Below are 26,085 nucleotides of genomic sequence, written 5' to 3' on the forward strand. Positions count from 1 at the left end.
CTTCAGCGTTCGACTTGCATGTGTTAAGCACGCCGCCAGCGTTCGTCCTGAGCCAGGATCAAACTCTCCACAAAAAAAGAAAGAAAAACCCCAGCACCCAAAAAGAAAAGACAAGAAAAATAATCAAGCCAAAATCAATTTGAGAACCAGAAAAAATAAAATAAAACTGGCATCACAAAAACAAACAAACACGCTATTGAGTTGAAAAAGAACAGACGCACAGCAACCTTCTCACCAGGAGTTTTGGTGTTCCAGCCGCGGCGGCCGAGTCACTACTCTAAACCATTAGATCTCATTTCGCAAATCAGCCAAGTGCAGTAATTCCGCACAGCTAAAATCGTCGATTCATCGAATCTATCGAAATGGAATCTGCTTGATTGACGTTCGGTTCCAGTGGAAACGGGGCCGCGCTTGATTCTGAACGAATCTTGTATTGGGGCCCGCTCGCTTCGGTGTTTTCCCGCCTGAGCAGTGATAACTAATTTACACACCTCGGGCACCCAAGGCAACTCGAAATGGTGTGATCCCCATCTCTATTCCCCTGCCGGAATAAACACACCGCACTCATCGCTATTAGTGACACCATGAACAGTATGAGTGCACCCACGGCAAACAACAGCTACCAACCCAACCCAGACAAAACACCTCTGTCTCTGATCGACTTCGCCACCATCTTTTCCGGCGAGCACCCCGCAGACTCCTACGCCCGGTCCGTCACGCTTGCTCAGCGCGCAGAGGAACTCGGCTACTCGCGCATCTGGTACGCCGAACACCACAACATGTCCTCTATCGCCTCGGCCGCCCCTGCCGTCCTCATTTCCCACGTGGGTGCACACACCTCCCGCATCCGCCTCGGCGCAGGTGGGGTCATGCTTCCCAACCATTCGCCACTCGTCGTCGCAGAACAGTTCGGCACTCTGGCGGAGCTGTACCCAAACCGGATCGACCTCGGCCTTGGACGTGCCCCAGGCACCGACCAACGCACCCTCCTGGCGCTCCGCCGCGACCCCAGCGCAGCCGACCACTTCCCCTCAGACGTCGCCGAACTCGCCGGCTACCTGAGCGACGAATCCCGTATTCACGGCATCAACGCCACCCCTGGGCAAGGCACGCACGTGCCACTCGTCATCCTGGGGTCATCGCTATTTGGCGCCAGCCTGGCCGCGCAAATGGGACTGCCGTACAGCTTCGCCTCGCACTTTGCTCCGCAGGCGCTCGAAGAAGCCGTGGCCCACTACCGGGGCAACTACCAGCCGTCAGAGCGCTTCCCGGAACCGTACGTCATCGCCGCCGTCAATGTGACAGCCGCGGACACCGCCGAGGTCGCTGAAGAACACGCTGAGCATGTCCGCCGAGGTCGCGTCAAGGCGTTCTTGGGACGGCAGGCTGGGCGCCGCCTTTCCGACGAAGAAATCGACATGCTGGTCGAATCACCACAGGGCAAGCAGATTATTGCCATGCTCAAGTACTGGGCGATCGGCACTGGTGAAGAGGTGCGTTCGTACTTGACCGACTTCACCCAAACGGCTCGCGCTGATGAACTCATGATCTCGCTACAGTCCCCAGACACCGACTCAACTATGCGGTCTCTGGAGATCCTGGCTGACGTGTGGGGGATCAGCGGTTGATCGACGCGTGGCCCTGGCTACGCCTAGTTGCTCAGACCATTCCTAGTTGGAGCGGTACTCCGGTTCAATGACGGGCCACGTGTGCACCGGCTTACCCGACTCCTGGTTTTCGATGTACACGTCCACCAGGCGGGTAAGGGCTTCACGGCGGGCCTCAGTATCAGGCTTTGACACACTTGGGTTCATTGCCGACAACGTGCGCATCTGCCACACCGCACCGTTCTGGCGGGTGGCGGCGCGTTGGTCAATAATGCCCAAGTAATAGTCGATGAGCTCAGGGTCGACTTTGAGGTCCTCCAGACCCTTGCGGGCTCGGTCAAGCAGGTGATTCCGCACCAGCTTGGCAACATCAATCTTGCCCAAGGTGGGCCATTTGACGCGCGCAAACATACCGTTGCGGCATCCTTCATAAAAGTTGGCGCGCGCTTCGTTAAACGACATGCGCGACCACACCGGCCGGTTCTGTTCACTTAAGTAATTGACCATGCCGTAGTAAAACGCGGCGTCAGCGACCATGTCAGTTGCAGTGGGCCCTGCTGGGAGCAGGCGGTTTTCCACGCGTACGTGGGCTGTTCCATCTCCTGAGTCACTGGGGGCGTAAATTGGCCGGTTCCACCGCCACACAGTGCCGTTGTGCAGGTTCAAGTAGTGCAAGGCCGGAGCCTTGCCTTTCATGATGGGTGCGCCGGAATCTTCCCGCGACTCCGGCAACAGGGGCGGGAAGTACCGCACGTTTTCTTCAAAAAGGTCAAAGATCGAGGTAATCCAGCGTTCCCCAAACCACACCCGAGGTCGTACCCCCTGGACCACAAGCTCCGGGGTTCGCGTGTCAATCGACTGCTCGAACACCGGGACCCTGGATTCATGCCAGAGTTTGCGACCCAAGAACAGAGGAGAGTTAGCGCTTAAGGCTGCTTGCACACCGGCGATCGCCTGCGACGCGTTCCATGCATCAGCGAAGCGGTTGGGTGCTACCTGCAAGTGCAGCTGCATCGACGTGCACGCCGCCTCTGGGGCAACGTCGTTGAACTCGGCTGCAAACGACTCACGGTTGCTCAGGTCAATGTGGACGAGTTCACCGCGGGATTGCACCACCATGTTGGACAGTGCACGGTACCGGTTTTCATCCGTGATCCACTCTGGCGCGTCCAAGAACTCCTTGGTGAGCGTGGGCAATGTGCCAATTGAAGCAACACGCGCGCCACATTTCTTGGCCCCAGCGCGCGCCGCCAAAAGTCGGGCGTCCAAACCGTTTTCCAGGTTTTTCAGTCCCGCGCCCTCAACAGACAACACCGGGTGGTTGAGTTCGAAGTTAAATGACCCGATCTCTGTTTGAAAGTCAGGGTTATCGATTGCTTCCAACACTTGTTGGTTCACCGGCGCCGGCTGCTGGTTCTCATCCACCAAGTTGAGTTCGAGCTCCAGTCCAATGGTTCCACGCGCCAAGAAATCCGCGTCCTGCAAATACGCGTCAAAGGTTTCGAGGTCGTGGCCCAGCTGTTTGCGGTAGTCAGTCCGCTGGCGAGGCGTGTAGCTCTGTGCGGAAATTGCGTCACCCATACCCATAGCCTTGCATAACTTGTCACGAATGTGGGACCACAAGCACTAAAGAAAACTGCGAGACTACTATGAAGGCAGCGATGTTTGACAAGGGAGGAAACCCAACATGAATTTTGAACACATTTTGCAACAGTCACACGACCGACTCCCCCAGATGCTCGCCGACATCGAACGAGTCATCAACATCGAAACTCCATCATCGGACAAAGAAGCCGTCAAGCGTGGAGCACAAGACTTCGCCACACTCATGATTGAGCGGCTGGGCGCCACACCCGAACTCGTTGAGATTGACGGGGTGACCCACGTTCGCCTGCGGTTTGGCGACGGGGCCCGCAAAGTCATCCTGGTCAACCACCAAGACACCGTGTGGCCTCACGGAACCCTGGACCGTCTCCCCTTCAGCAACAAGGACGGCGTTCTCCGTGGCCCCGGCGTTTTCGACATGATCACCGGCGCCATCATGAGCGTCCACGCCACTGCGCTCTTACAGGAAAACGGAACAGACTTAGATGGACTCACCATCCTGGTGACGGGCGACGAAGAAGTGGGGTCAACCACCTCGGCGGACTTCATTGTCAACGAAGCGAAAGGCGCGGCCGCAGCGTTTGTCCTGGAAGCCTCCCAACACGGTGCGCTCAAAGTGGAACGTAAGGGTTCGTCGATCTACACGGTCAACGTTCACGGAAAAGCCGCCCACGCGGGACTCGAACCAGAAAAAGGCATCAACGCCGGGCTGGAACTTGCCCACCAAATGCAGGTCATCGCAGGCTTCGCCGACGCTGGGGCCGGCACCACCGTGACACCCACCGTGTTCTCCGGCGGAACCACTACCAACACCGTCCCCGCATTCGCGACAGTCAACGTGGACGTGCGTGCTAAGACCACAGAAGAACAAGAACGCGTGGACGCACTCATGCGCGGGCTCACCCCGTCTGTTGAAGGCGCGCGGATTGAACTCATCGGTGGCATCAACCGTCCCCCAATGGAACGCAACATGGCGCAGGGACTGTTCGACCGGGCAGTTGAACTGGCTGAGAAACTGGGCATCGAAACCCCGACAGCGGTTGCCGTGGGCGGAGGCTCGGACGGAAACTTCACTGCCGGAGCCGGCGTCCCCACCCTGGACGGACTGGGTGCAGTAGGAGACGGCGCCCATGCCGAACACGAGCACGCGCTGGTCGACCAGATAGCACCTCGGACGGCGCTCCTCGCAGCCCTGATCGCAGACCAACTCGCCTAACCACCCACGCCCAAGGAGGAACTGTGAAACTGTCATCCATCCGACTGCACAATGTAGCCGTACCGCTCGTCACCCCGTTCGAAACGTCGTTCATGCGCGAAACCGAAAAAGAGTGCTACCTCATTGAGGCGACCTTCGACACCGACTCTGGCCAAGTCACTGGTTGGGGCGAGTCCGTAGCGATGTCGGCACCCCTGTACTCCTCGGAGTATGTGGAAGGCGGGATCGACGTGACCCGCCGGTGGATCGCTCCCATCTTGTTTGACGTGGAAGACCTGCGCGCCGAACGCGTGGCCTGGCACCTGCGCCACATCATTGGCCACCAGATGGCTAAGTCGGCCATGGAAATGGCCGTCCTGGATGCTCAGCTGCAGGCCACGGGGCTGTCTTTCAAGGACTACCTGGGTGGCGTGACGGACACGGTTCCATCCGGTGTGAGCGTGGGAATCCAGGACTCCATCCCTGAACTGCTCAAGGTCATTGGCGGGTACATGGAAGAGGGTTACGCCCGCATCAAGCTCAAGATCAAGCCGGGCAAAGACATCGAACCTGTTGCGGCTGTGCGCAAGGAGTTCGGTGACGACTTCCTGTTCCAGGTCGACGCCAACGCCGCCTATACCCTGGTCGACGCCGCTCACCTTAAGAAGCTGGACGACTACGGGTTGCTACTCATCGAACAGCCCCTGGGTGAGGCAGACATCCGCCAGCACGCGTTGCTCGCCAAGCAGATGAGCACGCCCATGTGCCTAGACGAATCAATTGTGTCCGCTGAAGCCGCCGCCGACGCAATCTCGCTGGGTGCCGCCGACGTCATCAACATCAAGCCAGGCCGCGTGGGTGGCTACCTCGAAGCGAAGAAGATCCACGACCTGGCCTCAGCCCACGGTGTCGCGGTGTGGCACGGCGGAATGTTGGAGCTGGGAATCGGACGCGCTGCTAACGCTGCGATGGCGTCCCTGCCCGGGTTCACCCTGCCCGGCGACATTTCCGGGTCCAAGCGTTTCTTCCACGAAGACATCACGGAAGAAATCGTTCAGCACGACGGTGTTGTCGACGTCCCTACCGGACCTGGATTCGGCGTCACTGTCAACCGCGAGACACTTGCGAAGTTCACCCGCGAAACAATCGACATCACGCCTCAGAAGTAACAGGTTGAGTGAGACGAAACGGCGCAAAGCGAGCGATACGGCGCATTATATTGCGCAGTTTCGCTCACTTTGCGCCGTCTGAGTCGTCGTCAGCGTTGTGGTCGCCACGACCTCGGCGGTCACGTTCCGCAAGCGCGTCACTGATGAACTTAGCGATCTCAGCGGCACCCGGGTAAGAACTTGGGCGGGGGTCCTGTTGAGACGCTGGCTGAGACTCCGGCTGTAAGTCTGAGTGGGATTCCGGCCGAGGTGGCCCCTGGGGGTCTGCAGAAAAACCTGCCCTGCGCGATGGGCGAGGATCTTCGCCCCAAGTGAAAGGGAAATCGCGCATGAGATCCCCCAGAAGTTCCTGTATCTGTGCGGGTGGAGCGCAACGTTCGGCGTGGGTGCGGGGTTCGCGTTCGCGCTGGTCAGAGCCTTTCGCTCCTGACTGTTCGCCCGAGTCGTGCTCTTCGTCAACGTCACCCAAGTGACGGCGCAGGGACGCAACTTCACGGCGCAACGACTGCAATTCTGCTCGGATGTGGGTCAGTTCATACATGATGTCGTCAGAGTCCATGCTTCAAGGCTCCCACATGAACTCACCCCGCGCGATGCAGTTTTCCCCCGCATAAACCACAGAGTGAACGTGGCCCACCTACTGCGAACTAGTTTTGCGGAATGGGCGGTCCCAGGATGAGCAGAACAGTGAACAGAATTGCCACGCCTACGAACCCAACAAGAACTGCCAAGAACGGGTGAGTGATCGCCCAGCCACACAAGCGTTCAAACCAGTTGCGTGCCTGGCGGTTGTGGGGCAGTTCCCAGTCGCCGTCCAACACGCCAGCCTTGTTGGCGTTGATTTCAAAGGGAATGGTTGCGTACGGCACGACCGCACTCACCAACCCAAGCAGGGTCCGTCCCAGTTTCCAGCGCTGCGAGGTTCCTACCAGAACAGTCACCACACAGTAAGCAAGAAACACAAAACCGTGGATACTTCCACCGATTCGCACGCCCACTTCAGTCACTCCGGTGTATTTCAGGATCATTCCCGCGATTAGAAGCGTCCATGTCACGGCTTCCGCAAAGGCGAAAAGAGAGAATAGTTTTTTCGGTGTCACGCAGATAAGTATGACGGATCTGTCTGACAACCGGATCAGCCAAACGGTTGATCTCCGAGCACCCAACATTTAATCAATTGCGCAAATGTTGAATTAATCAACGAATGCTCATACAGTTATGCCGTGAGCACTCAAGCACAAGACATTCGTCGCTGGAAAAAACACCTGGCCAATGAGCGCGTCGAAGAGCGCGTGTACCGTTCCTTGGCCCAGAAACGGCAGGGTGAAGAACGTGAAATCCTGCTCGAACTCGCCGATGCCGAACGGCGCCACCAAGACCACTGGATCGCCCGACTTGGAGAGCATGCACATGACACCGTGCGCCCGTCACTCAGCATTCAGCTACTAGCCCTGATGGCTCGAATGTTCGGGTCGATTTTCGTGCTTGCTCTGGCGCAGCAGGCAGAAAGTCGCTCGCCTTATGACAGTGAGTCTGGCGCCACTGCACAGATGGCGGCTGATGAGAGGGTGCACGCCGAGGTCGTTCGGGGTCTCGCTGCGAAGTCGCGTGCCCGCATGTCGGGAAACTTTCGAGCAGCAATCTTCGGAGCTAATGATGGTCTCGTGTCCAACGTGGCCTTGGTGCTGGGTGTGGGTGCTGCGGGGGTAAGCCCGCAGATTGTGCTCCTCACTGGTGTTTCTGGCTTGTTAGCTGGCGCGCTTTCAATGGCGGCCGGGGAGTACATTTCAGTGTCTTCGCAGCGCGAACTTATTGAAGCGGGGAACCCTAATCCCCACGCCGCTGATGGCCTGACCAGGTTGGACATAAATGCGAATGAGTTGGCTCTAGTGTTTAGGGCTCGAGGCATGGATGCGCAAGAATCTGAGGTGGCGGCGCGCACCGCGATCAGCAAAGCCAACGATCAGCGTAACCCCACTTTTTTGCCAAAGACGATGACTGAACAAGACACCGAGGATCTGGGAACAGCGATGGGGGCAGCCACCAGTTCGTTCGTGTTTTTTGCAACGGGAGCGATCATTCCCATCTTGCCGTACATCTTTGGAATGGAAGGCATCCCGGCAATGGTGGTTTCTGCTGTCCTCGTGGGTATCGCGTTGATGTTCACTGGTGGAGCGGTCGGCGTGTTGTCCGGGAAGGCGCCTACACCTCGGGCGTTCCGCCAACTTGCGATTGGCTATGGCGCAGCCCTGATCACGATTCTTCTGGGCATGCTTTTTGGAACTGTGACCGGATAGCAGGACAAGCAGACAACTGGATACGAAAAGCGCGTCTTGAGAAACAACTCAAGACGCGCTTTTCTATCTAATTTCTAGCGCTGGTTCGCACTATTTTTACTGACGCTTGCGTCGGGTGAGCACCACTGTTGCCGAACCAACGGCTACGAGCACTGCAGCCCCAGCGACCCACGGCATCATTTCGCTACCGGTGCGTGGCAGGTTGGCGTCGCCAGCCTTGGCGTCGTCTTCCTTAGCGTCGCCCGAGTCGTCCTTGGCGTCACTTTCTGGCTTTTCGCCCTTAGGGTCTTCTTCCTTCGGCTTGTCTTCGCCCGGAGCTTCCTTTTCAGGAGCTTCCTCTTCTGGAGCTTCTTCCTCAGGAGCTTCTTCTTCAGGCTTCTGAGCGTCTTCAGCCTTGTGTTCATCGGTGTACGCCAGCTGGTACGTAGCGTTCGCCATCGATGGAACAATCGCGTTGACGGAGTCGACGTTCACGTTCTCCAGGGTGTCGGTGATCTTGTGGTAGTTGGTGTCAAGCTGCTTGCCAACTTCACCACCGAACAGCTTGGCTTCTTCTTCCGTCTTGACTTCGTCAGCACCGGAGTTCACACCACCAACGGGGATACCGGCGTCCATGAACGCCTGGTAGTCGGAGCGACCGGAGAAAGCGGCACCAATGTATGGCTGGTCAACCGAGTCGAAGTAGTCAGTGTAGAGCTGTTCAAGCTCAACCGAGCCCTCAGGAACAGTGACGCCTTCAGGAATGTCACGGTAGTCACCGTTAGCGTCCAGAGTGGAAACTGCGTAGTTGTTTGAGCCGATCATGTCGTAGTTGAGGTATGACGTGATCTTGCCCAGCTCTTCTTCAGACAATGATTCGACGTAGTGAGTGGATCCAACGAGTCCGACTTCTTCAGCGCCCCAAATACCGATGCGAACCTTGTTGTCGACTTCGCGTTCCTGGTTGGCAAGGCCTTTAGCAACGGTGAGAACACCGGCTACACCTGAGGCGTTGTCGTTAATACCTGGTCCTTCTGGAACGCTGTCCAGGTGCGCACCAAGCATGTGGACGTTGTTGGGGTCACCGGCCTTGGTTTCAGCCAGAATGTTCCACGTCTTGGATTCCGTGAATTCGGTTTCCAGGGTGAGCGAAGCCTTGACGTCAGCGTCTTCTGCAGTCACCTTGTCGCGAAGCGAGTCACCTGTAGCTTGGTCCACAGAAACTGCCGGAGCAGACCCTTCAAAGCGTTCACCAAGGGTACCGTTCAGGTCGCCCTCAGTGTTGTTGTAAATAACTACACCGGCCGCACCCTTTTCAGAAGCATTCTTTACCTTGTCAGAGAATGCGCACTCACCGCGCTGAACCAGCACGATTGCATCTTTCACCGTTTCGTCGAAGTCGTCGGTTGAGCATCCAAGCTCACCACCGGCGCTGTCACCGTACTTGTCATCAACAGGCAGAACGAGGGCCGCATCGGTGATGGGGTCCTTAGTTCCCTCTGTGTACGACAGGGACTTCGCCTTAACGTTTTCGCCGTCGACTGTCAGTTCGATCTTTCCGAACTTCTGGCTAGGAACGGTGAACTCTTGGCGCTCGACCTCATAGCCGAGGTCGGTCAGCACCTTTTCGACGTATTCGCTGGCTTCTTCGTAACCCTTGGTTCCGAGTGCGCGGAACTCTTCATCTTTGTGCTTCAACGTGATGTCTGAAATGTCTTTCAGATACGCCATGGCGTCCTCACCTGTGACGCCCATGGTGTTGAAGTGGGTTTCAGGTGCGGCTAGTGCTGGCGATGCCACCGAGGCACCTAACGCCAGAGCAGCAACGCTGGCTCCGGCTCCGTAAAGGAATCGCTTCATTGTGATTTCTTTCGCTAGTTTCCAGGAATGCAATGTAACTTACATCACAGAAACATAACAGTAACCTGTTTTTTCCTGAGGTCGAGAGTTTTGTAACTTTTTTTCACATGAACTCTCACCCGACGCACTCCACGACCCGAGTCCGCAAACCTACTCGTCTACCAGCACTTCACCTGCTTAAATGAGGCGTATGACCGTGAAAAACACCGCTGCACTCATCGACGTTGAAGCGAACAACTTCGCCTTAAGCGATCCATCACAATTGTTGCTTTCACTTGACGATTTAGCCGCCCACCGGGGTGACGGAATCTTCGAAACTGTGCTGGTGACATATCGCGACGACGCCACCTACATCCACAACCAGGCACTCCACCTCCAGCGCTTCATCGAGTCGGCCCGCATGCTTGAGCTCCCTTCTCCAGACCCCAAACTGTGGGAAGAAGCGCTGCACGCCACGGCCAAGCAGTACAAAGAACTCAACCCAGACGCCCACACCGTCTCAATCCGCTACACCTTAAGCCGCGGGCACGACAGCGACACCACTGCGCACACACCTCACGGTTGGGTTGTCACAGCACCCGTGCCACGCCCCGAACCCACCGAAATCACCGTCATCACCTTGAACTCTGGCCTCGATTCCAGCATCGCAGAGTCAGCCCCCTGGCTCCTCCGAGGCGCAAAAACCCTTTCATACGCCACCAACCAGGCCGCGAAACGGTATGCACTCAGCAACGGAGCCGACGACGCGCTCTTCCATACCACCGACGGCTACGCCTTAGAGGGCCCCAACTCCACACTCATCCTGCGCATAGGCGACCAACTCATCACCCCAGACCCCAAAATCGGGATCCTGCACGGCACCACCCAACGGTGCATTTTTGAAAACGCAAGCTCACAGGGCCTTCTCGCCCAGTACGCCAACGTCACGTTGGACGACCTCGGCAACGCCCAAGGAGCGTGGCTCGTGTCCTCCGTCCGCGGCTGCCGGCCCATCTCAACGATCCTTTCAAGCACCTCGGGCCCTGCCACCCACATCCCTGTCGATCACGACCTCACCGAACACATGCTGCAGTGGGTTCTGTCTAGCTGACAGAACGCGATAGCCTGGGTCTGTACAGACATCGATTCAAGAAGGTCTCTCATGGGTAAACTCGCGTATCAGTTGCTTGGTGTTGGTGGAGGCGCGCTGGCAGCTCTGGCTGCACGTAAAGCGCTCCAGGTCGTGTGGGAAAAGACCATGGACCGCCCTACCCCTAACCAGGACACTGACGACGACTCGACACTGGCCGAAGCACTCGCCTGGACCATCGTTTCCGGTGTGGGCGTAGCCGTGGCTCAGCTGGTCGTACAGCGTTACGCAGTCCAGACGGTGCGCAACAACTTTGGCGAAAGCGCACTGCCAAAGAAGCTCCGCAAGAAGAACGAAGAAGAGGCTTAAGCCTTTACGCCTTCAGCACCTGGGCCAGTTGCCTCACCTGAGCGACTGAATACTGCCCAGGGGCTGAGGCCCCTTGCGGTCCTGTTGCGAACGTTGCGCAGGACCCAAACTCAGCGCCCATGAGCCGGGTGACGGCTCCCATGCGTCCCATCGAGATCGCAATCACTGGGATATTCAGTGCGTCCTGGGCCCGATTCGTCACGTCCAGGACTCTGATCACATCGTCCATGCTGGTGGGTGTCACTGCGATTTTCGCGACGCTCGCCCCGATCTGTTCCATGATGCGCATGCGTTCCAGCAGATCGTGTGGCGTAGCCGAAAAGTCATGAAATGACGCAATCACATGTGTTCCCTGCGCACGGGCCTTCTCAATCAACGAGCGCGAATCGGGGCGGGCCACCTCCACGTCCAAGGCGACCTGAACGCCGGTTGCTCCGCTGGTTTCCGCGCACTGAGTAAGTGCCTCCACCGCCGAGGTGTACGCCGCTTCCGCGCACTGCCCACCTTCCGTTTCCGACCGCACAGTGAAAATCAGCGGAAGTTGGGCGCGTTCACGCAGGGCCGTGGCCACCTCGGCGATTTTCTCACCGAGGTCGCCCTCACTTGCCACTCCCCCGCCAACTGAGTTCCCGCCGGCCGGACTGGCTGTTGCCAGCTCGCTCACGAGGGGGTCAACCCGCCACTCCACAACATCTGGGCTGGTGGGCCCGGGTGTGAGCCACTCGTCGCCCACACCATGAACGTCGTTGACGCTAGTGCAGGTGACAGACGAAATGATTGCGGGCGTACGCGAACAGAACGGCAACGGTTTCATACCCATAGCCTACGTGGCATCGCAATCGCCCGGTCGCCGTGGCTCATGCCCGCGACCTGGCCGCGAGCGCGCAACACTGCCGAGCTATGTGAACAGCGTCTGCCCCACGAATCCGCCTTCGCTGGCCCCTGGCGGAATCGCCCACACGGTCGAACCCACTGGCGAGGTCCATTCGTTGAGCAGATCCGCTTGCGCCAACCGTTCCTGAATGGGCAGGAACTGGCGGTCAATGTTTGCCTGATATGACGCAAAAATCAGCCCCGTAGCCCCCAGCCCTTCTTGGTACGAGTAGACGCGCCGGTAAATCTGTTCCGCCGGCTCCTTTGTGTTGCGCGACCGCGCCACGTGACTCACGGGCGAAATGACCGTAAGGCCCAGCTCGTTCTTTGCTTCCAGGTCTGGGATATCGTGCTCATCTGTTCCGGTCAGCGGTGCGCCAGTTGCCATGTCTCGGCCCACGGAAAACTCGCGCGCCGGGCGGTCCGCCTGGTCCCACGTGGCCATGTTCATCTCGACATCGCGGATGACCAATGTAGTTCCGCCTTGCAACCATTCGGGGTAATGATCTGCAAGGTCCCGAGGTGGTTCCCCCCGGGCGGAAAACACCGCCGGGGTCGCCCCCGTGGTTGTCCCCCATACTAGGCGGGCGAAGTCTTCTGATCCGGGACCGGGGTTAGCGGTTCCGTCGACTTGCCCAAATGGGTTGCGCACCGTGGTGCCTTGCGGGTCCGAACCATAGGCACGGCGGAAGCCTTCGCGCGTCCACGCAACATCAGTAAATGCGCGAGCGTCCTTCATGAGCATGCGTACCGCGTGGGCCACAGTGGATGGATCGTCGCTACACACTTGCAGGAGCAAGTCCCCGTCCGTACGCCCCGGTTGGAACCTGTCAAAGTCAAAACGGGGCAAGGGCTTGAGCCAATCCGGTGCAGAACGTACACGCTCAACCAATCCACGCCCGAACCCAAACGTGACGGTCAGTCGCGCCGGCCTTGCGGTCATTTCAGGTTCGGTATCAGCCAGCGGTGGTTTTCCCTGCGTGAGCGCTGCCGCGTCATCCGACAGCAAAGTGAGCAGTCGGCGCACGCCCTCACGCTTCACATCATCGCGAAGTTTAAGCGAAATGAACATGCCATGCGCTTGCGGAGGCGTTTCAACTCCCGCTTGGTGTTCACCGTAAAACGGGACCGTTTCCTCACCGTTTAAACCGGTGGTATCTGGGCGTGGGCGCTGTGGTTCTGCCTTCGCAGTTGAGCGTCCAGTACCAAAACCTACTGCTCCGGCAACCCCCACGGCACCCACCACCGTCGCACCCATGAGGGTGCGACGGTTTGGTGTGGGCTGATTAGCCATTGTGCTTGTCGTCACCTTCCCCGTGGTCGTGACCACTGTGCTCGCCGTGGCCCTCGTGCTCGCCGTCTTCACCATGGCCCTCATGGCCCGCGTGATCACCGTGCCCCTCGTGCTCACTGTGGTCACTGTGATCCCCAGGAGCGTACTCCTCTTGAGCCCCAGTGAATTCCTTCGCGGTGAACTCCAGTGGAATGTCACCCTGCGAAGACGACACCGTGATCGTGATCTTCTCACCAGGTTCAATCGCCTTGGTCATCTTCATGAGCATGATGTGATCGCCACCGGGCTCAAACGTCTTGGACTCACCTGGCTTGATGGTGAAACCTTCATCTTTGCGCTTCATCTGCATGCCACCGGCCCCGTCGGAAACCGTTTCGTGCATTTCTACAATGTCCGCGTGGTCAGACTTTCCGCCGGTGATAGTGAGGTCTTCGTCCGAGGTGTTTGTCACCGTTCCGAACGCGCCAGTCATGCCGTCTTTTGCGGCTTTGATCCACATATCTTTTGTTTCAACTGGCGAAGCATTTGCTTCTTCTTGAGCCCCAGCTGAAGCGTTGTCTGTGGGCTGTGAGGAACCGCAACCGGTCAAGGCGAGAGCCGCTCCAGCGATTACGGCAGCAGGAATGAGGGAAAACTTTTTGAGGTTCATGATGTCTCCGTGTGTTTAGGAAGCACAGATTCTTCATCTGTGCATGAAAATGCGGATGAACTGATCCGCGCCAGTGATGTGAGGTTTAAACGGAGACAGGTGGAGCCCGAGGTTGAAGCTCATACGCACTAGCCTGCGTGCGCAACACTGCCACGTCAGTGGAAACCGTTGCACCAGCTACTGTTACTACCGGCCACGCCCACGAAACATACGAGAGCGCGGTGCCTGCCACCTCGGCGGCCAAAGCCACGAGAAGCTTTTCACCCCAACGGACAATCGCAACCGTCACTACTGTTGCGAAAATGTGCGCGACCAACATGGCATTACCGCCGCCTGAATGGTGGCTCGCGGTCACAGCGTGATCGTGAAAGAAGTGACTGCTCTCAATAATGGCTCCGGTCCCAGACGAATGAGTGGGAATGAAGCTCATGAGCCAGTGCATCGCAAACTGAGCGACACCCACAATGAACGTGAGGGCCACAGTCCCCCACGCACGCCCGGCAAGCAGGACACTCAACCACAGAGTGACGACAAACGTCACCACCAAGGACAGAACGCTGGAAGACCCTCCACTCGAAGAGTGAAACGCCCACGCAACAATCGTCGCAACAGCAGCTGCGACCGTAGCGCGTGCAATTCGGGTCTGATTCACACTGCGAATTCTACTTGATGTCGCACTACCGGCAGGACGCAGGGTCACCTGCCTCATGCCCATCGCTTTTCATGAGGCTCTACATGCGCAACCACACGTCGGTGCTCACCTGCGCACCCGACTCAACCGCTTGCTGCACGTGCTCACTGGATTCGGCCACAATCACCGCGTCAAAGCCAAGAACAATCGCAGCGGTTGCCGTCTGGTCGATAGCCTCATCCGTACTATCGCCAACGAAAATCATCCGGTCTACACCCATAGACTCCAGGCCAGGCGCAAGGTCGTCTACCCCGTCGAAAACATCGGGAACGTCACTGTGCACCACAAGAGTGTCGAAGTCCTCATCAGTCACACTGCGAGGTTCACGGTCCCCCGTGAAAGCTTCGACAACGATGCCACCAGCGACAATCGCCTTGCTGAGCACTGGGGACTGAGAATCCGTGACATTCATGAGCATGAGAGCGTCCATGCTCACAGCATGTCACATATCTTCCCACTTAAGCGTCTTGAGCTTCTGCCCATCAACCGTGATGTGGTCAAGGATGGTCTGGTGCTTTTTAGCGACCGGTTCATCACCCCACGGGCTAGTTGCGTGTATTTTGAGCTCCCACGCCGCGCCGTCAGCGTAGCCTGCATATACTGTGGCCACCATCTGCATGTCTTTGTTCGGCGCGTACGCTTCGCCCTGCGCGAGTTTCGCTTGAAAAACCCCGGCAGCTGCTTCGCCGATTTCGTACCTATTTTGCAAGAGCATGTCCGAGTCCGGCTCACTTATCGCGTAGTCCAGATACTTGTCGCGTGCTTCAGTAAGCGACTTGTAAAACGTATTCCTGCATGTCACTACGACACTCTTATCAAGGCTGGCGGAACCGTCGGAAAAAATGGTCATACCCCCTATTGGGCCGTTCATTTTGTACTCGTCCGGTATCACCATGGTCGTTTCAAACGGGCACTCACCTTGGAGGGTGACTTTTTTAAAGCCCTCAGGAACAGGGTCTTCAGTAGGTTCTGGGCCTGGCGCTCCACCCTTCTGCTCAGATACACCCACTTTGAGGGGCCCACCGCTTTCCTCGGCGACTCGCACGCCAAGGCTTCCGCACCCCACAAGTAGGGTCGCGCATGTGAGCGCTAAGGCAGAAGTTACGATTCGCTTTCTCATTGCTGTTCCTCGCCTGAGCTGTGTTGTGGCGGGTTCGACGGCATGGGCGGGGCAAAGTGCGGATCGGTTTTGTTGCTGTACTCCCGCTCAACATGAGCTGGCCCCTGGGCCTGGTTCGGATGTTGCCCAAATTCCTGTTGGCTGGGTTGTGTCCACTCCTGCTGACCTTGTGAACCGTACTGTTCAGGCGCTCCCGGGTGTGGGCCGAGGTGCTGGTCAGGTTGCGCGTAAGAGGCACCTGGTTGCGCCCCAGCGTGAGGTCCAGGAGCACCCTGTTGAACTGCTCCACCCTGCGGACCAAACCCACCCTGAGCCCCTGGCCCCTGCGAGTCGGGAATCACCGGGTGCGGATCGTTTGGAGTTCCGAAGGTTTCGCCCGTATTGGTGTCCGTGAGCTGGCCGTCGATCATCTGAAGACGACGCTTTGACGTACGCCGTGGCGTACCCAGAACCTCGCCAGCTTTTTTCGCTGCTCGCACGTTCCGTGACCCTGCAACAGCTTGTGCCACGCCGTGCGTGGACTGGTCGGGTGCCAGAACCGGCAGGATCACGCGCACCGACGTCCCAACACCTTCTTGGCTGTACAGTTCAACAGACCCGCCGTGCCGCTGAATAATCGAGCGAACAAGAGCCAAGCCCATTCCAGAACCGGGAACCGACCGCACGTGCTTACCACGTGACAGTTCTTCCCACACACCAGCTTGTTCGTCTACCGGGATACCTGCCCCGGTGTCGGCAACCTCAATGACCACCCAACGGTGGTTATCAATGACCTGCTCATTGGCACGCAACTCAACGACATCCGTCTCAGACGAGTATTTGATTGCGTTCGCAAGCAAATTCAGAATCGCCGAAAGCAACAGGTCTTCCTCACCTGCCACCTCGGGAAGCTTCCACGGTGCACGCGCCACGGTCACCACAATCATGCGGTCTTCCGCACCTGGAGCGGTCCGTGCGTCTTCGACAGCCTGATGCACCAGACGGTCCATGTCGATGCGCTGGAAGTCGATGTGACGCGACTCCACATCAGCCAGTTTGCGCAGGTCGGCGAGCAAACGCGCAACCCGCCGGGAGGAAACGTCGAGCTGTTTCACGGACTCCAGAGTGGCGTCCCGGTCCAAAGGTTCGTCCTGGACTAAAGAGCGGACGTTTGCCGCCGAGGTGCGAAGTGCTGTGAGCGGATTCTTAAGTTCGTGGTCCAAGCGGATGAGCATGCGGTTGCGGTTGGCAACCGCCTCGACCTCAGCGGCTTCGTACGCCTGAGTGCGAATGGTCTCTTCCCTCTTCTTCCACCAGCGCCACGCAAAGAACACGACTGCGGCGAGTGCGATCAGCCCCAAAAACAGTAGGAGCAGAAATAGCCAAATCTGGATTTCGAAAACGAGAAAATGTCCCATGCCTAGCCCTACTCGTGTGACCCAGTGACGTCAGCGACAAACTTGTATCCACGACCCTGAACAGTGGCAATCCAGCGAGGTTCGGTAGCGTCTTCGCCTAGGACACGGCGGAGTTCCGCCACTCGTGAATCGACTGCGCGCGTCCCTACAGCGTCGTCGAATCCCCACAGCACTTCTAGCAAACGTGATCGTTCTATGAGTTCGTCTTTGTGAACCATGAGGTATTCCAGCAATGTAAAACCTTTGGGCGTGATGACCAGTTCACGGTCACGTAGCCACGCGCGTCGGCCCACCCGGTCAATTTTGAGACCAAACGTGGACGTCAAAATGCTGGCTGTGGCAAGCGGAGGCTCACCTGCACGAGTGCGGCGCAGAACCGCACGTACACGGGCTACAAGTTCGTGCGGGTCGAACGGCTTGTTGATGTAGTCATCGGCCCCTTCTTCCAGGGCCATGGCGCGTTCGACAGCCTCTCCCACCTGGGTTAAGAGAACCACAGGCACCCAGTTTTCTTCCCGGCGCAAAGTACGCAAGACTTCACGACCGTCAGCTCCGGGCATCAGCACGTCAAGAACACAAGCATCCGGGTTGTGCCGGCGAATTTCATCAAGGGCGAGCTTCCCATCGCTGGCGCTGATGACGCGGAAGCCGGAACGATTCAAAAAGGGAACGACAGCTCCCAGAACGTCGGGCTCGTCGTCAGCCACTAAAACGAGTGGCCGAGTATCTTCTTCACTCATCGCTCTCCCTTTGCTTCTTCCGTTCTACGGTCGCGCGATTTAGGCACCCGCTGAGTAACGTCACGAGCGTCTGCTTTTGCAACAGCCTCCGCCAGCTGGTCTTGATACAGCATGGAACGTCGCAGGTGCTTAGTCCTGTACCCCGCTCTTCCCACCATATGTGTACCAACCGGGGTTGTCGCCATTTGGAACAGAACAATAAGTAACAAAGTGGTGAGAATTCCAAACGTGGGGGCTTGAATTGCGATCGCAATCATAGCCAAGATCAGTCCCAAAACCTGCGGTTTAGAACCCGCGTGCAAACGAGATAGAAAGTCAGGGAACCGCAAAAGGCCCAGTGCGGCAAAAATGCTCAAAAACGCGCTGAACATCAGGAGCACGCACGAAACAATATCGAGGATCACAGGCGCACCTGCTTTCCGTCGGCTCCGCGGGCAGACGCGTGATGGGGCGACTCACTGTGGTCAAATTCGTCAGCGTCAACAGCGTCGTGAGCCATTCCGCCAGCAAAGTCGGTAAGTTCTGAAGTAGGGGTACGGCTCACATAGCGTGACACGGACACTGACCCCACAAATCCAAACAGCGAGAGCACTACCAGCACAACCAAAAGGTCGTGCCTGCCATAGAACGCAATGTACCCTCCTAGCCCGCACATAATTGTGGCTAGCAGAACGTCTGTTCCCACCACTCGGTCCAGAATGGCCGGCCCGCGGATGATCTTAATAACTGCAGTGACGGCCGCAACAGCGAAGAGGATTCCTATCACGGGCCCAAAGTACGTGGCTACTTGCGTATCAATCATGACCGCCTCCTGCGGTTTGATAGCGACCAACTCTTAAGGATCGGCTCTTTGCCTTCGCTCACCAGACAGTCGTTCATCACTTCGATGTCGTGGGGTGATCCCATGGCTTTGATGAGCAAGATTTCAATTTTTCGGGTCTGCTGAAGGTTAGCCTCGATGGTTTCAGGGGTGTTGCAGTTGAGCACGTGCAAGTACAGAACAGAGTGTGCGCGATCAATTTCTGTTACAAATGTTCCTGGGATGAGCCCTGAAATCTGCCCTACGAGTGTTGTCAGCAGATCCGAACGGGTGTGGAGTTCTACTGCGATGACGCTTCCGGGGTTGACCGGCTTGGGCCGAACTGCCACCCAAGCGACATGCAAGGACCCGTGGATCATTGACACTATGAACCAGCCCAGCAGGTACAGAAAGTGGAACACGTTGAACCGTGCAGGCAATTCGACTGGCGGTAGGTAGAACAACCTTGTCGTCAGAATCGCCACGATCACACCCGTAACTACGTGGGTAATAGTGACTGTGTCCCAGAGAAAAATCCACACTGCTACAAGGAGCACTACAAGAAGAAATTGCCTGAAAAATTCGCGCGCTTTGCTCACTACCGCTCCTCTACATGAGTTGTGAGGGAGGTGGATACGTAGTTGCCAGGGTCACGCATGTTTTCACCGGCTCGCTGCGAAAAGTCCCACAAGGGACCGGCGGCCAAAGTGAGCAGGCAGGAAACAGTGACAATGGCGGCCGTGGCGCCCACCATCATCGCGGGAAGGCGCGGACCCCGAGGTCGTCGTTCGTTCTTGTGAATGGCCGAGGTGACCTGCTGAAATTCAGTGACGAGTTCGGTGGTCGGTGATTCGACATCGGCGGGGTCGTTCCAAAATGCCAGGCTCCAGGTACGTGTCACTACGTACAGCGTGAGAAGTGAGGTCAGGGTTCCCGCGATGACCACAATAATCTCCAACCAGTTACCCCCAGCGATCGCGGGTGCAAAAAGCCCAATCTTGCCCAAGAATCCTGAGAAAGGTGGGATGCCACCCAGATTGAGCGCTGGAATGAAGAACAAAAGTGCCATGAACGGTGCCAGCCGTGCAAGTCCGCCAAGTTTACGTGTTGATGTAGTACCTACACGCTGTTCCACCAAGCCCACAGCCAGGAAAAGCGCAGTCTGCACAATAATGTGGTGGACCGTGTAGTAGACCGTGGCTGAAAGCGCGTCGACCGTTCCCATTGCCACCCCAAAGAGAAGGTACCCAATGTGGGAAATCAGGGTAAACGACAACATTCGTTTCATCTCTGTTTGCGCTACGGCACCCAGAATTCCCACAATCAGAGTCAGTGCCGAAACGACTAAGAGCGGCACCTGCATTGAGGATTCGTGGAACAGCAGTGTTTCTGTTCGGATGATCGCGTAAATCCCCACCTTTGTGAGCAATCCAGCAAAAACGGCGGTGACAGGAGCTGGCGCGGTGGGGTATGAGTCAGGGAGCCAGAACGACAGGGGAAACACCGCTGCTTTGATCCCAAACCCAATCAGCAAAGTGACGTGGAGGAACAGCTGCACGTCTGGCGGAAGCTCAGCAATGCGCTGAGAAAGTTGCGCCATGTTGACTGTTCCCGTTGCGCCGTAGATCAAACCGATCGCAGCAAGGAACACGATCGAACTCAAAAGGGAGACCACAATGTAGGTGGCTCCTGCTCGAATACGACCAGGGGTTGCTCCTAGGGTGAGTAGCACATAAGACGCGGCCAGGAGCATTTCAAAGCCCACGTAGAAGTTGAACAAGTCCCCAGCCATGAAAGCGTTGGAGACACCCGCGCACAGGATCAGATATGCCGGGTTAAAGACGCTGACGGGTGACTCTCTGTTGGTATCAGCCATTTCCTGGCTGATGGCGTACACCAAAACGCACAGTGTCACGATTGAGGACACCACCACCATGACGGCGCTAAGCCGGTCCACGACGAGCGAGATACCAAAGGGGATCCCCCACCCGCCAACTGCAACCACTTGAGTGCCGTGCGCGTCGACATAGAACACCATGGCGACTTCAAAACACAGGGTGATGACGATCGTTAAGACCGTAACGATGTTCTGGATTCGCGTTTTACCCAGCAAGAGGAGCGAAAGTCCAGCACCCAAAAGTGGAAGAACAACCGGAAGAGGCACTAAAGCTGTCATGTATTGTCGCCTCTCTCTTCCGGTGTTCCGTCATCGTCCAAATCAACAGCACCGGGAACCGGGTGGTCGGCTTCGTCACCGAATTCGGTATCGTCTTGGCTTTCGCTGGTTTGAGCTTCTTCTGCCAGACGACGACTCTGTTCTTGAGCCTCTGCCAAGTCTTCGCCTTCGTCGTCAATTGTTTCCGCACGAACTAGACGCCAGGACCGGTAGATGAGCGCGAGCATAAAGGCAGAAATTCCGAACGTAATAACGATCGCAGTAAGGATAAGCGCGTGTGGAAGCGGGTCACTCATACCGGATGTCGATAGGTTAACGCCATCGGTGATGGGTGGGTTCCCCGGTGGCCCTGCGGTCAGCATGATGAGCAGGTTGACCCCGTTACCTAAGAGCAGGAACCCTATGAGCACACGGGTGAGCGAACGGTCCAACATGAGGTACACGCCACACGCCATGAGGACGCCCATCGTGATGAGCAGAATTAATGAGGTGCTCACAGGCCGTCACCTCTTCTTCCGGTGCGACTACGCAGACTGTCGATTCGACCCATGATCGCAGAAAGTTTTCGCTTGTCCGCTTGTTCGTCGCCTTCGGCCAAGACTTCAGCCAAACGCTGCTCGTCGGCTTCTTGGTGTCGGTCAACTTCAGCACCCAAGGAGCGCAAAATGTCGAGCATGAGCCCCATGACCACGAAATAGACACCGATGTCGAAAAGAGTCGAGGTTCCGAAGGACAGGTCACCCAAAATTGGGAGTGTGGTTGACCAGTACTCCGACTGCAGCACCGCGTCCCCCCATAAGAGTCCGCCAAGCGCCGTAACAATGACCACAGCGAGCCCCAAGCCCAGCAAACGTCCGGCGTCAAAAACTGCAGCTTCAGCAAGTTCAAAACGCCCACCTGCTAAGTACCGTACTGTCAACGCCAACCCAGCTACCAACCCTGCTGCGAAACCTCCTCCTGGGGCGTTGTGGCCGGCGAACAGCAGGTACACGCTAAGAACCAGCATGGCGTGAAACACCAAGCGAACAAGAACTTCCAACATGATCGACCGGTGGCGCGGGTCGAGTGTTCGTCCCGCCATGAGCCACGCATTGCGTTTGGACTCTTGTTTGCTGGACGTTTCATCAGCTTTTTCATCTGCGGCCTTAGGCGCGAGTTCATCTGCGACCGGAACAGTGAAGCGACCCAGCCCCGACGTGACATGACTTGGGAGTTTTACTCGCTGAAGCTTTTGCTCACGCGATTGCACAAAGATGAGGCTCGCAATTCCCGTAGCGGCGACAACGACAACGGAAAGCTCACCCATGGTGTCCCACGCTCGAATATCTACCAGCGCAACGTTGACGATGTTCTTCCCGTGGCCCACGTTGTATGCGAGTTCACCCCACATATCGGAGACCGGCGTGTGGATGCGGTTGCCCATGGCAACAACCACACCAACCATCATCAACAGACCAAATGAGGCGCCGATGATCGCACGTATCGGTGGCGAGAAATTCTTTGATGGGTCGCCTGCCATGTCGACTGGCAAGCGACGAAGCACCAGAATGAACACGACAATCGTGATAGTTTCGACCAGCGCTTGTGTCAACGCGAGATCTGGCGCACCCTGCATCGCAAAGAATGCGACCATTCCGTAACCAGTAACCCCAACGATCACAACAGCTTGGAACCGCTTTTTTGCAACGGTTGCAGCGAGTGCGGCAGGAATAATGATGGCTGCTACTGCTACCTGGCCCCACGATTGCGCGAACTCCGGCAGCACGCCCCACGAATTGTTTGCAAGGAGCGTGATACCCATCCCACCGATTGCCACTGCATAAATCACTGACTGGTAGAACGGCATTGACCCGCGTTGCGTGCGCGAGGTGACATATGCTGCCGTTGCCACAAGCCCCTGCATGATTCGGCTATACGCACGCGAAAAGTCGATGATCGTGGGCATATGACTTTGGAACTGCGAAACGTACGGTCCCGCATAGATCAGAACAGCACCTACCGCAAAAATAGCACCTGATATCGCGAGCGCCGGCGTGAAACCGTGCCACAGGGCCAGGCTATAGGCGTGGCCGGAGAGGTCGTGAGTGTACGCGTCAAAAGGACCGTTAAGAACAAAGCTCAAGGGGCCCAGAATCGTCAGCGAAACAGCGAGGATAATCGGCGAAACCATGAGGAGGTTGCTGGTCGAGTGTCCAGACACGGGCTCGACATTTTCCTTGGTGGCAAATGCGCCGTAGACAAACCGCCACGCATATCCCACGGTCATCACTGAACCCAAGAAAATACCAGCTAAAGCAATGTATCCAGCTTTTGATTGGGTGGCCAAAATGGTTTCGACAACCGCTTCTTTCGCAACGAAACCGTACAAGGGTGGCACCCCCGCCATCGATGCAGCAGCCAGGATTCCCACCCCTGCGAGCCACGGGTCACGTTTGCCGTAACCGGACAGTTTTCTCAAGTCACGCGTACCCACTGCGTGGTCAATGATTCCGACAGTGAGAAACAGGGTGGACTTAAAAAGTGCGTGCGACACCAGCATCGCGAGAGCAGCGACGGTTACACCTCGAGTACCGAAAGCAGAAACTGCCGTCAGGAATCCAAGCTGAGACACGGTCCCGTATGCCAAGACCAGCTTGAGGTCGAACTCGCGAAGCGCCTGCCATGCACCAATCAGCATGGTTCCGACACCCACAGTCACAAGCACAGGCACCCAGCCCGGCATGGTGTAGAAACTTGGAGCAAATCGAAGGATGAGGAAGATTCCGGCTTTCACCATGGCCGCCGCGTGCAAGTACGCACTGACAGGGGTGGGCGCGGCCATAGCACCTGGAAGCCAAAAGTGGAATGGCACAAGTGCCGACTTAGAAATTGCACCAATGAGGATCAAGTACATGGCGATAGCAACTACCACGTTGCCCTCAAGGTAACCGCGCGACGCGATGTCTGAAATGCGCCCCGTGCCGTACTCATGGCTGAGTATCAGCATTCCTACCAACATGATGAGCCCACCGAATGTGGTGACAACTAGCGCCTGCAGTGCAGCACGGCGACTCTGCTGGCGGGTAGATGAGAACCCGATGAGCAAGTAGGAAAACACTGTTGTGCCTTCCCAGAACATGAACAGGACTAGGAGCTCATCGGCGAGTACTAGCCCATACATCATGCCAGCGAACGCGGTCAGGTTGGCCGCAAACCCGCCCAAACCTGGGTCGCGCTCGTTGAAATAGCGGGCGCAATACAGGAACACCAAGGCCCCCACACCAGTGACCATGAGTGTCAGGATCCACGACAGAGTGTCCATGCGGAAGATGATGCTCATGTCCAAAACGGGGAGCCAATCGTAAAGCTCCCACGGGGGGCGACCCGCCAGAACATCGGGCGCTTGGATGATCGAAAAAATGAGACCCGTGAGTGGCACTGCGGCCAAAAGAAGGAACGCGTTACGTCCTAAAAACCGGAAAAGAAGGGGAGCGAAACATGCGGCGACGAAAAAAGCAGAGAGGATAGCGCCCACGTGCCACTCTCCTCTCGTCTAGTCGAACCCCTATTTTTTCACACTTTTTTTGCGACTGACTAACCCGTTCGGCATGCGAGGCCTAAAACATCCGCCCAAATAAGCCCATATTCACGTCCCGCTGAGCTGCGATTCGGTGACCAAAAAACCGTCAGCGTCGATGCCGATTCCTGCCGTAGCACGCATAAGAGCACCGGCAATCCGTTCCAGTTCGCGAACAACTTGAGCGCGCACATGTGGTGCCACATCAGGGTCGCCGACGGAGCCCGGAGCAACCCATCGCACCAAATAGGAAATCAGTGGCGCCTGCGCGTACTGGTCCACAGCGGGAGGTAAATGATCCTCCACGAGGACTACCACCTCGGCCGGGTAGTCCGGGCCCGCCGCCAGGGTGGCCGTCACAGAGTACCCGTCCAACAGGATGGGTTCGTCAGCTGCGATGGTGGAGGCATCCAGGGTGAACTGTTCGTGTGATTGAACCTCCGGCATCACTTGCCGCACCGTGTCCGCGCACAGTGCCGGGTCTAACCAGTAGCTTGAGAACACGGTGTAGACGGCGTGCTGGTCAGGGTCGGGGGTCACGGTTCTGGGCGCCGAGGTGTCCCCCGCCAACCGCACGGAGCCGTGGAGGCGGCGAGCAAGTGCCAGCAAGAGTTCGATATTGCGCTCTTCTTCTTTGATGGGCAGGCCGTGTGGGAAGAAAGCGTCGAGGGGGCCGTCGCCTACAGGCGGTGTGCTTTCACGGTCGGTGGGGCCCCACAGGGCGAACACCACACTGTCACGTTCGCACTCAAGCTGGGCGCAGTCCTGCTCGGTGAGGGCGATTGGCCCTTCGAGGTGTGAATGACGTGACAGTTGAACCCGGCCAGTGTCTGTGTTCACTTCGATGCGAGGGCGCACATTGCGGATCAGAGTAAAGACGTCCGTGGGTTCCGTATGGGCGTCTGCGATCAACACGTGAGCAGACGTGTACGTCATACCGATGGGCTCCGGTAGAAGTTTTGGAAACTGCGCGAGGCGGTGGGGCCACGCTGACCCTGATACCGGTTGGCGGTGGCTGGGTTGGACCCGTACGGGTTGTTTGTGGGTGAACTCAAGTTAAAGAAACACAGCTGCCCAATTTTCATGCCCGGCCACAATTTGATGGGCAAAGTGGCCATGTTGGAAAGCTCCAGTGTCACGTGACCGGAAAATCCAGGATCAATAAACCCGGCTGTTGAGTGTGTGAGCAGGCCCAAGCGCCCCAGTGAGGACTTACCCTCTAAGCGGGCGGCGATGTCTGTGGGCAGGGTTACGACCTCGGCGGTGGAGGCCAACACAAATTCGCCTGGGTGCAGAATAAACGGCTGGTCCGTTTCAACTTCGACGAGCCGGGTGAGTTCCGGTTGCTCAACCGAAGGGTCAATGAACGAGTATTTGTGGTTGTCAAACAGACGGAACGACTTGTCTAAGCACACGTCCACACTCGCCGGTTGCACCAACACGGGGTCGAACGGGTCTAACGCGATCCGGCCGGCTTCAATCTGGGAAATAATGTCGCGATCTGAAAGCAAACTCACACCCATAGGTTACCGGTTTTGCTTCAACATGCAGGAAATACTTGGACACGGAACCAAGTCTGCTTTAAAGTGTACGTGTACTACGCCCGCGCTTTCGGTGCCTTCCCCCTTAGCCAACGCGGA

General features: G+C 57.2%; 26 protein-coding genes and 1 rRNA gene. 6 read left to right on the forward strand and 21 right to left on the reverse strand.

What is annotated here, in order from left to right; genetic code table 11:
* A 16S ribosomal RNA gene (locus QP868_RS03770) occupies window positions 1-74 on the reverse strand; the annotation flags it as partial.
* A gap of 510 nt (window positions 75-584) precedes the next feature.
* On the opposite strand from QP868_RS03770, the gene QP868_RS03775 reads away from it, so the two are divergent.
* Window positions 585-1,628, forward strand: a complete 1,044-nt coding sequence (locus tag QP868_RS03775; protein ID WP_284925296.1) for an LLM class flavin-dependent oxidoreductase — start codon at window positions 585-587, stop codon at window positions 1,626-1,628.
* A 42-nt stretch (window positions 1,629-1,670) separates the two neighbouring features.
* On the opposite strand, the gene QP868_RS03780 is transcribed toward QP868_RS03775, so the two are convergent.
* Window positions 1,671-3,188, reverse strand: coding sequence for a glutamate-cysteine ligase family protein (locus tag QP868_RS03780; RefSeq protein ID WP_284925297.1), 1,518 nt, complete (start codon window positions 3,186-3,188; stop codon window positions 1,671-1,673).
* Window positions 3,189-3,294: 106 nt separating this feature from the next.
* On the opposite strand from QP868_RS03780, the gene QP868_RS03785 reads away from it, so the two are divergent.
* Both QP868_RS03785 and menC read left to right on the forward strand, forming a co-directional pair.
* On the forward strand, window positions 3,295-4,428 hold the full coding sequence (locus QP868_RS03785; RefSeq protein ID WP_284925298.1) for a M20 family metallopeptidase: 1,134 nt from the start codon (window positions 3,295-3,297) through the stop codon (window positions 4,426-4,428).
* Window positions 4,429-4,451: 23 nt separating this feature from the next.
* On the forward strand, window positions 4,452-5,576 hold the full coding sequence (gene menC / locus QP868_RS03790) for an o-succinylbenzoate synthase (protein WP_284925299.1): 1,125 nt from the start codon (window positions 4,452-4,454) through the stop codon (window positions 5,574-5,576).
* A 64-nt stretch (window positions 5,577-5,640) separates the two neighbouring features.
* Here the strand turns inward: menC and QP868_RS03795 are convergent, their stop codons facing one another.
* Entirely contained in the window at window positions 5,641-6,135 is a 495-nt protein-coding gene (locus tag QP868_RS03795) for a hypothetical protein (RefSeq protein WP_284925300.1), read from the reverse strand.
* Between the two features lie 88 nt (window positions 6,136-6,223).
* Window positions 6,224-6,676 (reverse strand): DUF3817 domain-containing protein, encoded by a 453-nt coding sequence (locus tag QP868_RS03800; protein ID WP_284925301.1) that lies wholly within the window; start codon window positions 6,674-6,676, stop codon window positions 6,224-6,226.
* 123 nt (window positions 6,677-6,799) lie between these two features.
* Here QP868_RS03800 and QP868_RS03805 point away from each other — a divergent pair, with 123 nt between their 5' ends.
* Window positions 6,800-7,873 carry a VIT1/CCC1 transporter family protein gene (locus QP868_RS03805; RefSeq protein WP_284925302.1) on the forward strand — a complete coding sequence of 358 codons (1,074 nt, stop codon included), beginning with the start codon at window positions 6,800-6,802 and terminating at the stop codon, window positions 7,871-7,873.
* Between the two features lie 96 nt (window positions 7,874-7,969).
* Here the strand turns inward: QP868_RS03805 and QP868_RS03810 are convergent, their stop codons facing one another.
* Window positions 7,970-9,712 carry a M20/M25/M40 family metallo-hydrolase gene (locus QP868_RS03810; protein ID WP_284925303.1) on the reverse strand — a complete coding sequence of 581 codons (1,743 nt, stop codon included), beginning with the start codon at window positions 9,710-9,712 and terminating at the stop codon, window positions 7,970-7,972.
* Window positions 9,713-9,902: 190 nt separating this feature from the next.
* Between QP868_RS03810 and QP868_RS03815 the strand changes: the two genes are divergently transcribed.
* Window positions 9,903-10,802, forward strand: coding sequence for an aminotransferase class IV (locus QP868_RS03815; protein ID WP_284925304.1), 900 nt, complete (start codon window positions 9,903-9,905; stop codon window positions 10,800-10,802).
* Between the two features lie 51 nt (window positions 10,803-10,853).
* Window positions 10,854-11,150 carry a DUF4235 domain-containing protein gene (locus tag QP868_RS03820; RefSeq protein ID WP_005882781.1) on the forward strand — a complete coding sequence of 99 codons (297 nt, stop codon included), beginning with the start codon at window positions 10,854-10,856 and terminating at the stop codon, window positions 11,148-11,150.
* Window positions 11,151-11,154: 4 nt separating this feature from the next.
* On the opposite strand, the gene aroD is transcribed toward QP868_RS03820, so the two are convergent.
* From aroD to dcd, 16 genes are all read right to left on the reverse strand, one after another.
* A complete protein-coding gene (gene aroD / locus QP868_RS03825; RefSeq protein WP_284925305.1) occupies window positions 11,155-11,964 on the reverse strand; it encodes a type I 3-dehydroquinate dehydratase in 810 nt (269 codons plus the stop codon).
* Window positions 11,965-12,048: 84 nt separating this feature from the next.
* Window positions 12,049-13,317 (reverse strand): Dyp-type peroxidase, encoded by a 1,269-nt coding sequence (locus tag QP868_RS03830; protein ID WP_284925306.1) that lies wholly within the window; start codon window positions 13,315-13,317, stop codon window positions 12,049-12,051.
* The gene (locus tag QP868_RS03835) at window positions 13,310-13,966 is read right to left on the reverse strand and encodes a copper chaperone PCu(A)C (RefSeq protein WP_284925307.1); all 657 of its coding nucleotides are present in this window, start codon (window positions 13,964-13,966) and stop codon (window positions 13,310-13,312) included. The genes QP868_RS03830 and QP868_RS03835 overlap by 8 nt, the downstream gene beginning before the upstream one ends.
* Before the next feature lie 85 nt (window positions 13,967-14,051).
* Window positions 14,052-14,618 carry a hypothetical protein gene (locus QP868_RS03840; protein ID WP_284925308.1) on the reverse strand — a complete coding sequence of 189 codons (567 nt, stop codon included), beginning with the start codon at window positions 14,616-14,618 and terminating at the stop codon, window positions 14,052-14,054.
* Window positions 14,619-14,697: 79 nt separating this feature from the next.
* Entirely contained in the window at window positions 14,698-15,087 is a 390-nt protein-coding gene (locus QP868_RS03845; RefSeq protein WP_284925309.1) for a cysteine hydrolase family protein, read from the reverse strand.
* A 12-nt stretch (window positions 15,088-15,099) separates the two neighbouring features.
* The gene (locus QP868_RS03850) at window positions 15,100-15,777 is read right to left on the reverse strand and encodes a hypothetical protein (protein ID WP_284925310.1); all 678 of its coding nucleotides are present in this window, start codon (window positions 15,775-15,777) and stop codon (window positions 15,100-15,102) included.
* A complete protein-coding gene (locus tag QP868_RS03855; protein ID WP_284925311.1) occupies window positions 15,774-17,174 on the reverse strand; it encodes an ATP-binding protein in 1,401 nt (466 codons plus the stop codon). The genes QP868_RS03850 and QP868_RS03855 overlap by 4 nt, the downstream gene beginning before the upstream one ends.
* An 8-nt stretch (window positions 17,175-17,182) precedes the next feature.
* Window positions 17,183-17,914: a response regulator transcription factor gene (locus QP868_RS03860; protein ID WP_005882773.1), complete on the reverse strand. Its 732-nt coding sequence runs from the start codon at window positions 17,912-17,914 to the stop codon at window positions 17,183-17,185.
* On the reverse strand, window positions 17,911-18,318 hold the full coding sequence (gene mnhG / locus QP868_RS03865; protein WP_284925312.1) for a monovalent cation/H(+) antiporter subunit G: 408 nt from the start codon (window positions 18,316-18,318) through the stop codon (window positions 17,911-17,913). Before mnhG ends, QP868_RS03860 begins: the two co-directional genes overlap by 4 nt.
* On the reverse strand, window positions 18,315-18,716 hold the full coding sequence (locus tag QP868_RS03870; RefSeq protein WP_284925313.1) for an MrpF/PhaF family protein: 402 nt from the start codon (window positions 18,714-18,716) through the stop codon (window positions 18,315-18,317). The genes mnhG and QP868_RS03870 overlap by 4 nt, the downstream gene beginning before the upstream one ends.
* A complete protein-coding gene (locus QP868_RS03875) occupies window positions 18,713-19,312 on the reverse strand; it encodes a Na+/H+ antiporter subunit E (RefSeq protein ID WP_284925314.1) in 600 nt (199 codons plus the stop codon). The genes QP868_RS03870 and QP868_RS03875 overlap by 4 nt, the downstream gene beginning before the upstream one ends.
* Window positions 19,312-20,889, reverse strand: coding sequence for a Na+/H+ antiporter subunit D (locus tag QP868_RS03880; protein ID WP_284925315.1), 1,578 nt, complete (start codon window positions 20,887-20,889; stop codon window positions 19,312-19,314). The genes QP868_RS03875 and QP868_RS03880 overlap by 1 nt, the downstream gene beginning before the upstream one ends.
* The gene (locus QP868_RS03885) at window positions 20,886-21,386 is read right to left on the reverse strand and encodes a Na(+)/H(+) antiporter subunit C (protein ID WP_284925316.1); all 501 of its coding nucleotides are present in this window, start codon (window positions 21,384-21,386) and stop codon (window positions 20,886-20,888) included. Before QP868_RS03885 ends, QP868_RS03880 begins: the two co-directional genes overlap by 4 nt.
* On the reverse strand, window positions 21,383-24,403 hold the full coding sequence (locus QP868_RS03890; protein WP_284925317.1) for a Na+/H+ antiporter subunit A: 3,021 nt from the start codon (window positions 24,401-24,403) through the stop codon (window positions 21,383-21,385). Before QP868_RS03890 ends, QP868_RS03885 begins: the two co-directional genes overlap by 4 nt.
* A 111-nt stretch (window positions 24,404-24,514) precedes the next feature.
* Window positions 24,515-25,381 carry a hypothetical protein gene (locus tag QP868_RS03895; RefSeq protein WP_284925318.1) on the reverse strand — a complete coding sequence of 289 codons (867 nt, stop codon included), beginning with the start codon at window positions 25,379-25,381 and terminating at the stop codon, window positions 24,515-24,517.
* A complete protein-coding gene (dcd, locus tag QP868_RS03900; protein ID WP_005882765.1) occupies window positions 25,378-25,968 on the reverse strand; it encodes a dCTP deaminase in 591 nt (196 codons plus the stop codon). Before dcd ends, QP868_RS03895 begins: the two co-directional genes overlap by 4 nt.
* Between the last annotated feature and the right edge of the window lie 117 nt (window positions 25,969-26,085).

It is taken from the genome of Brevibacterium sp. UMB1308A (assembly GCF_030230605.1).
Classification (GTDB): Bacteria; Actinomycetota; Actinomycetes; order Actinomycetales; family Brevibacteriaceae; genus Brevibacterium.